Source organism: Clostridium sp. D33t1_170424_F3 (assembly GCF_015667585.1).
Taxonomy (GTDB): domain Bacteria; phylum Bacillota; class Clostridia; order Oscillospirales; family Acutalibacteraceae; genus Anaeromassilibacillus.
The window spans coordinates 84021-91116 of sequence record NZ_JADPEG010000015.1; the positions used below are offsets into that span (position 1 = coordinate 84021).

Here is a 7096-nt window from a genome sequence, read left to right on the forward strand (position 1 = left end):
ATGGTCGAAAACGTTGTGCCGTATATTGCAATATGCGTCATGACGATTTGCTTATTTAGGGGGAAAATCGATGAGCAGGGAACTGGCAAAGACCTACGACCCGCAGGAAGTGGAAGACCGTATCTATGATTTTTGGCTGAACGGCGGATATTTCCATGCGGAAGTTGATCCGGATAAAAAACCGTATACCATAGTCATTCCACCGCCCAACATCACAGGACAGCTTCATATGGGCCACGCCATGGATGAGACGCTGCAGGATATTCTGATCCGCTGGAGAAGAATGCAGGGCTATTCCGCGCTGTGGCTGCCCGGTACGGATCATGCATCCATTGCGACGGAGGCAAAAATTGTTGAGGCGATGCGGCAGGAAGGGATCAGCAAAGACGACCTGGGCCGTGAAAAATTCCTGGAGCGCGCATGGGCCTGGAAAGAAAAGTACGGCGGGCGCATTGTGGAGCAGCTGAAAAAGCTGGGCAGTTCCTGCGACTGGGAGCGCGAACGGTTCACGATGGACGAAGGCTGCAACGAAGCGGTGCGCGAAGTATTTGTCCGCCTGTATGAAAAGGGATTGATCTACCGTGGCGAGCGCATTATCAACTGGTGCCCGCACTGTAAGACGTCCATCTCCGACGCGGAAGTGGAGTTTGCGGAGAAAGACGGCAACTTCTGGCATCTGCGTTATCCGCTCAAAGACGGCGCCGGCTATGTGGAGCTGGCAACCACGCGCCCGGAGACAATGCTGGGCGATACCGCCGTGGCGGTTCATCCGGACGACGAACGCTACAAAGCCCTGATTGGCAAGACGCTGATTCTGCCGCTGGTGGACCGTGAAATTCCTGTGGTGGCGGATACCTACGTGGAACAGGATTTTGGAACCGGTGTCGTAAAGATTACACCCGCGCACGACCCGAATGATTTCGAGGTGGGTTTGCGCCATCATTTGGAAGTCATCAACGTGATGAACGACGACGGCAGCATCAACGAAAACGGCGGCAAATACGCCGGCCTCTCCGGCCTGGATGCACGCAAGCAGATCGTAAAGGATCTGGAGGAGCAGGGATTCCTGGTGCGTGTCGAGCCGATCAAACACAACGTCGGTTCCTGCTATCGCTGCCATACGGTGGTGGAGCCCCGTGTTTCCAAGCAGTGGTTTGTAAAGATGGACCCGCTTGCAAAACCGGCTATTGAATGTGTGCGTGACGGACGCGTCAAATTTATTCCGGAGCGCATGGAAAAAATCTATTATAACTGGATGGAAAACATTAAGGATTGGTGCATTTCCCGCCAGCTTTGGTGGGGACACCGCATCCCGGCGTGGTACTGTGAGGAATGCGGCGAAACGATTGTCGCGAAGGATGCGCCGCACGCCTGCTCGAAATGCGGTTCCTCCAATCTTCGCCAGGACGAAGATACGCTGGATACCTGGTTCTCATCCGCTCTGTGGCCGTTCTCCACGCTCGGCTGGCCGGAGCAGACGGAGGATTTAAAATATTTCTATCCCACGAATACACTGGTCACCGGATACGACATTATTTTCTTCTGGGTAGCCCGTATGATTTTCTCCGGAATGGAGCATATGGAAGAGCCGCCGTTTAACACGGTGTTCATCCATGGCCTGATCCGTGACGCGCAGGGACGCAAGATGAGCAAATCCCTTGGCAACGGTATCGATCCGTTGGAGGTGATTGCGCAGTATGGCGCGGATGCGCTGCGCTTTACGCTGGTTACAGGCAACAGCCCCGGAAACGATTTGCGGTTCTCCCAGGAGAAGGTGGAGGCCAGCCGCAACTTTGCCAATAAGATTTGGAACGCCTCCCGTTTTATTCTGATGAACATCGACGGCCACGACGTAAAGAACGAGCTGCCGGCGGAGCTTGCCCTGGAGGATCAGTGGATTGTTCACGAGTTTAACCAGGTGGTCAAATCGGTCACCGATAACCTGGAGCATTTTGAGCTCGGAATCGCCGTACAGAAGCTTTATGATTTCCTGTGGGACGAGCTTTGCGACTGGTATATTGAAATTGCGAAGATTCGTCTTCAGTCCAGCGACGAAGCAACCGCACAGGCGGTGCGTCAGGTGTTGGTCTGGGTCATGACGGGCACGTTGAAATTGCTGCATCCGTTTATGCCGTATATCACAGAGGAAATCTGGCAGACGCTGCCGCACGAGGGCGAGGCCATCATGGTTTCTCAGTGGCCGGAATTTGAGGAGACGCACTGCTTTGCGAACGCGGCCAATGACATGGAGAGCATTATGAGCGTGATTCGCTCTGTGCGCAACCGCCGTTCCGAAATGAACGTGCCGCCGTCCCGCAAAACGCACCTGTATATCGAAACGGCAAAGGAACAGACCTTCCAAAACGGCGCGGCAATGATCGAGCGCCTTGCGTTTGCCAACGGTGTGGAGGTTGGCCCCTCTTATGCGATCGATGGCGCGGTGACCATTGTTACCAGCGATGCCAAGACGTATATTCCGATGGACGAGCTGGTAGATAAAAAAGCGGAGCTCGCGCGTTTGACCAAAGAGCTGGAGTCTGCGGAAAAACAGTACGCGACGACACAGCAAAAGCTGAATAATGAAAAATTCATGTCCAAGGCTCCGGAAAATGTTGTGGACGGCGTGCGTCAGAATGCCGCCAAATTGCAGGAGCGTATAAAGCTGATTCAATCCAGTATTGAAGCCCTGTCGTGAGTCCAGGATGGATAAAAATAGTGGATATCCCGCAATACACGTTTTGAACAGTATATTGGCAGGATAAGAGGGATTCCCCCGCCTTTGGCGGGGGAATCATCAAATTCAGCCAGTTTTTTGTATTCTGTTAATTGTGTGATAGTCCCTTTTTGTGAATGGAAAACAATGAATTTAGAATGCAGGTGACAAAAATGACCTATGAACAGGCGATTGAAACGATCAATTCTCTGCTCCGCTTTGGGATGAAACCAGGCTTGGAGCGGATGCAGAAGCTGCTGCATTTGCTGGGGAATCCGCAGGATCGGTTAAAATTTATCCATGTAGCAGGGACGAACGGCAAAGGCTCCACCTGTTCCCTGATCACGTCGGTGCTGGAGCAAGCGGGCTACCGCACCGGGCTTTTTACTTCCCCATACGTCAGCGATTTCTGTGAGCGCATCCGGATTGGGACGCAGATGATACCGCACGACGAGCTGGCGGCGTTGGTGGAAGAAACTTATCCGGTTGTGCAGGAGATGGACCGGCATGGGGACGTCATTACCGAATTTGAATTTATCACCGCGCTTGCTTTGCAGTGGTACGCAAAACGGGAATGCGAGCTGGTGGTGCTGGAGGTAGGGCTCGGCGGCCGGCTGGATGCCACCAATGTGATCGGTACGCCGCTTGTTTCGGTTATCACGTCGATCTCCCTTGACCATACCGCGATCCTGGGAGATACAGTGGAACAAATTGCCGCGGAAAAAGCAGGAATTATCAAGCCGTATGGGATTACAGTCACCTATCCGGAACAGGCGCCCGACGCACTGAAAGTCATCCAGTGGACAGCGGCAAATCAGCACAACCAGTTTATCGAAGCAGACAGCTCTGTCCTGACCAAGATATCCGGAGACCTGCATGGGACAAAATTGCGGTATCGGGATATGGAGCTGCATCTGCCGCTGGTGGGGGATCATCAGATAAAAAATGCGGTAACGGCTTTGGCCGCACTCTCGGTGCTGATCAGACGGGGATACCGGATACCGGATGAGGCAATTAAACAGGGCTTTGCTTCGGTTCGGTTTCCCGCCCGTCTGGAGCTTTTGAGCGAGCAGCCGTTGGTGCTTCTGGATGGGGCGCACAATCCGGATGGAACCCGGACACTGGCAAATGCGATCCGGATGTATCTTGGGGGGCGCAGAATCGTTGCCCTGATGGGGATGCTTGCCGATAAAGACGTATATACAGCGGCGGAAAACCTGGACGGCCTGTTCGATCTGGTTGTAACGCTGGCGCCGGACAATCCGCGCGCGATGCCGGCGGATGAGCTGGCGGAGCTGTGGCAGGTCCGCGGTGTTGAAGCGCGGGCGGCACACCGTGTACAGGAAGCATTGCAGCAGGCGTTCGCTTCTCTGCAAGAAGACGATGTGCTGGTGATCTGCGGTTCTCTCTATCTGGCGGGGGACGTTCGCGCCGCCGCGTTAGATATTTTGAAAAAGATGGAATAAAAATCAGCTTGTCCGCAGATTTCGAGTGAAATTGCATATGAAAACCCTTATCTTTATAGATAAGGGTTTCTTTTCATTCATTTTAAAAGATCGGGTATAATGTGAACTCCTTTGGGAACCCTATTCTATCAATCATGATCGGGAATTTTATACATAGGAGGCAGTCAAATGGGCGTCAGGCTGATACTAAAGGATGGATTTCTCACGGCAATGCTCAGTGGAGAAATCGATCACCATTCCGCACGGGAACTGCGGGAAGAAATTGACGAGACGGCAATGCGGACCAAGCCCCAGATGCTGACCATGGATTTTTCCAATGTGCAGTTTATGGACAGCTCCGGGGTTGGATTGATTATGGGAAGATATAAACTGGTGCAGCTGTGGGGCGGCGCGGTGAGTATTGCAAACCTTCCGCCAAAGCTGGAGAAGTTGATCTCCCTCTCCGGCCTTCGGGAACTGTGTACTATCGTAAAGGATGTGAAAAGTGATGAAAGTGAAGAATGAAATGAGCGTATCTTTCCCCAGCAATTCAGCAAATGAATCCTTTGGCCGCGCGGTCGTGTCGGCGTTTGCCGCACAGCTGGATCCGACTATCGATGAGTTGAGCGATATCAAAACAGCGGTTTCAGAGGCGGTTACCAATTGTATCGTACATGCGTATCGCAACGCAATCGGAATGATTTACATAAATGCAAAATATGATGAGAAGGGAACGCTGCAAATCCGCATTCGTGACAAGGGCTGCGGTATTGAAGACGTGGAGCAGGCGATGCAGCCCCTGTATACAACTGCGGAGGGAGAGGAGCGTGCCGGACTGGGATTTGCTGTTATGGAAAGCTTTATGGACAAGCTCCGGGTTACCTCTAAACCGGGCAAGGGAACGACGGTAACGATGCAAAAGAATCTTGCGCGCCGTGTGATGAAAAATGGATAGGGATCGGAGTGTCCAGGAAAATCTTGGCCTGGTGCACGCGTGCGCGAAGCGCTTTAAAGGGCGCGGCATCGAGTACGACGATCTGTATCAGGCAGGATGTCTGGGGCTGGTCAAAGCAGTGGATCATTTTGACGAAAGCCGCGGCCTGCGGTTTTCCACCTATGCGGTGCCAGTTATATTGGGGGAGATGCGCCGTCTGTTTCGGGATGGAGGAGCGGTGAAGGTAGGCCGGTCGCTGAAGGAGCTTTCCGTACGCGCTTCCAGGAAAGCCGCTGAATTTGCAGAAAAGGAAGGGCGCTCCCCAACGGTCGGAGAGCTGGCGGAGCTTTTGGGAGTGGAGCCTTCGGAAGCCGCGCAGGCGCTTGGCGCTGCACAGATGCCTCTTTCTTTGACTGCATCGGAAGAAGAAGGCGGCGGGCAGATCGACGTCAGCGTGGAGGGGGAGGACGAGAAAATTGCGGAAATACTGTCTCTCAAGCAGGTTGTTAAGGAGTTGCCGCCCAAGGATCAGAACATTATCTATTTCCGATACTTTAAAAGGCGAACCCAAACAGAGACGGCACAGGCACTGGGCATGACACAGGTGCAGGTTTCCCGCCGGGAAAAGGTGATTTTGCAGGAGCTGCGAAGAAAGTTGGTATAAAAACAGCAGGAGAAGACGCAACGTCTTCTCCTGCTGTTTTTATACTTCCGTCAAATCTTTCAAATCATACGGAGTCTGCTGATATACATAATAATTGAGCCAGTTGGAAAACAAAAGGTGTGCGTGTCCGCGCCAGGAAAAATGGGGCTGTAAATCCGGATCGTTGTTGGGGAAGTAATTTTCCGGAATATGGGGCTTCAAGCCCTTGCGCACATCGCGGAAATACTCATTTGCCAATGTGTCCCGGTCGTATTCGCTGTGTCCGGTCACAAAAAACTGACGTCCATCTTTTTTCGCAACGAGATGGACTCCGGCAGCGCTGGAGGTGGAGAGAATGACAAGCTCTTTATGCGGTTCAATGTCTTCCCGGCGGATTTCCGTGTTGCGGGAGTGCGGCACATAAAAGCTATCGTCAAAGCCGCGGACTAAAGGATGATGCGGGTCCAGCACCCGGTGCAAATATATTCCGCTCAGTTTTTGCGGCAGCTGGTATTTGGGAATTCCAAAGTGGTGATACAGTCCTGCCTGCGCGCCCCAACATATATGTAGAGTAGAGTAAACATTCCTGCGGCTCCAGTCCATGATGTGGCAGAGCTCTTCCCAATAATCGACTTGCTCAAACGGCATGTTTTCTACCGGAGCGCCCGTGATAATCATTCCGTCGAACTTGTCGTTCTTCAGTTCATCAAAGGTTTTATAGAAGGTGTTTAAATGGGAAGAGGAAGTGTTTTTCGATACATGGGAGGCCATCTGCATCAATTCTACATCGACCTGCAAAGGCGTATTGCTTAAGACGCGTAAAAGGTGTGTTTCCGTCACAGGCTTAATTGGCATCAGATTCAGGATTACAATTTTCAGCGGACGTATGTCCTGCATATCTGCCCGCTCATGCGTCATAACAAAGATATTTTCTCCTTCAAGGACTTTAATGGCAGGCAGCTCCGCCTGAATTTTAATAGGCATAGGATACCCCCGGTTCTATTGAGGATTTTCAAGTATTCGAGTATAATAAAGGTAAAAAGATACATACTGTTTCTAAGTATACCAAATTAACAGGAAAATCGCAAGATAATTGGTGGAAACAGATAGGATTAAAAAAATATCAAAAAAACGTTGACATTGTGGATTGCGTGTGATATTATAGTGAAGCCGTCGAGAGACAGAGAAAAAATGCTTGACAGATTGAACGATAAGTGATATCATGAGAGACAATCTCCTGTGTAACAAGACGGAAGATAAAGGACCTTGAAAATTAAACAACGTAAAGAAAAGAAGAACCCGTAATGACTTTGAGAGAAAAGCCCGCTTGAAAGAGCGGGAAGTACTTTCGGACAAAGGTT

At 51.5% G+C, this 7096-nt stretch carries 6 protein-coding genes; 5 read left to right on the forward strand and 1 reads right to left on the reverse strand.

The window, feature by feature from the left end; all coding sequences use genetic code 11:
* Positions 1–70: 70 nt before the first annotated feature.
* From I4V53_RS10945 to I4V53_RS10965, 5 genes are all read left to right on the forward strand, one after another.
* Entirely contained in the window at positions 71–2695 is a 2625-nt protein-coding gene (locus I4V53_RS10945) for a valine--tRNA ligase (RefSeq protein ID WP_195985733.1), read from the forward strand.
* A 191-nt stretch (positions 2696–2886) separates the two neighbouring features.
* A complete protein-coding gene (locus I4V53_RS10950) occupies positions 2887–4179 on the forward strand; it encodes a bifunctional folylpolyglutamate synthase/dihydrofolate synthase (protein WP_195985734.1) in 1293 nt (430 codons plus the stop codon).
* Between the two features lie 168 nt (positions 4180–4347).
* Complete coding sequence (locus I4V53_RS10955) at positions 4348–4683, forward strand: anti-sigma factor antagonist (protein ID WP_050698513.1); 336 nt, start codon at positions 4348–4350, stop codon at positions 4681–4683.
* Positions 4667–5113, forward strand: coding sequence for an anti-sigma F factor (gene spoIIAB / locus I4V53_RS10960; RefSeq protein ID WP_050698512.1), 447 nt, complete (start codon positions 4667–4669; stop codon positions 5111–5113). The genes I4V53_RS10955 and spoIIAB overlap by 17 nt, the downstream gene beginning before the upstream one ends.
* Positions 5106–5756 (forward strand): sigma-70 family RNA polymerase sigma factor, encoded by a 651-nt coding sequence (locus I4V53_RS10965; protein ID WP_050698511.1) that lies wholly within the window; start codon positions 5106–5108, stop codon positions 5754–5756. The genes spoIIAB and I4V53_RS10965 overlap by 8 nt, the downstream gene beginning before the upstream one ends.
* 39 nt (positions 5757–5795) lie before the next feature.
* On the opposite strand, the gene metA is transcribed toward I4V53_RS10965, so the two are convergent.
* Positions 5796–6719, reverse strand: a complete 924-nt coding sequence (gene metA, locus I4V53_RS10970; protein WP_195985735.1) for a homoserine O-acetyltransferase MetA — start codon at positions 6717–6719, stop codon at positions 5796–5798.
* Positions 6720–7096: the final 377 nt, after the last annotated feature.

Bases quoted from the DNA above. Each gene is read 5' to 3' on its own strand.
- I4V53_RS10955 (WP_050698513.1), top strand. From the start codon at position 4,348: ATGGGCGTCAGGCTGATACTAAAGGATGGATTTCTCACGGCAATGCTC.
- metA (WP_195985735.1), bottom strand. From the start codon at position 6,719: ATGCCTATTAAAATTCAGGCGGAGCTGCCTGCCATTAAAGTCCTTGAA.
- I4V53_RS10965 (WP_050698511.1), top strand. From the start codon at position 5,106: ATGGATAGGGATCGGAGTGTCCAGGAAAATCTTGGCCTGGTGCACGCG.
- I4V53_RS10945 (WP_195985733.1), top strand. From the start codon at position 71: ATGAGCAGGGAACTGGCAAAGACCTACGACCCGCAGGAAGTGGAAGAC.
- I4V53_RS10950 (WP_195985734.1), top strand. From the start codon at position 2,887: ATGACCTATGAACAGGCGATTGAAACGATCAATTCTCTGCTCCGCTTT.
- spoIIAB (WP_050698512.1), top strand. From the start codon at position 4,667: ATGAAAGTGAAGAATGAAATGAGCGTATCTTTCCCCAGCAATTCAGCA.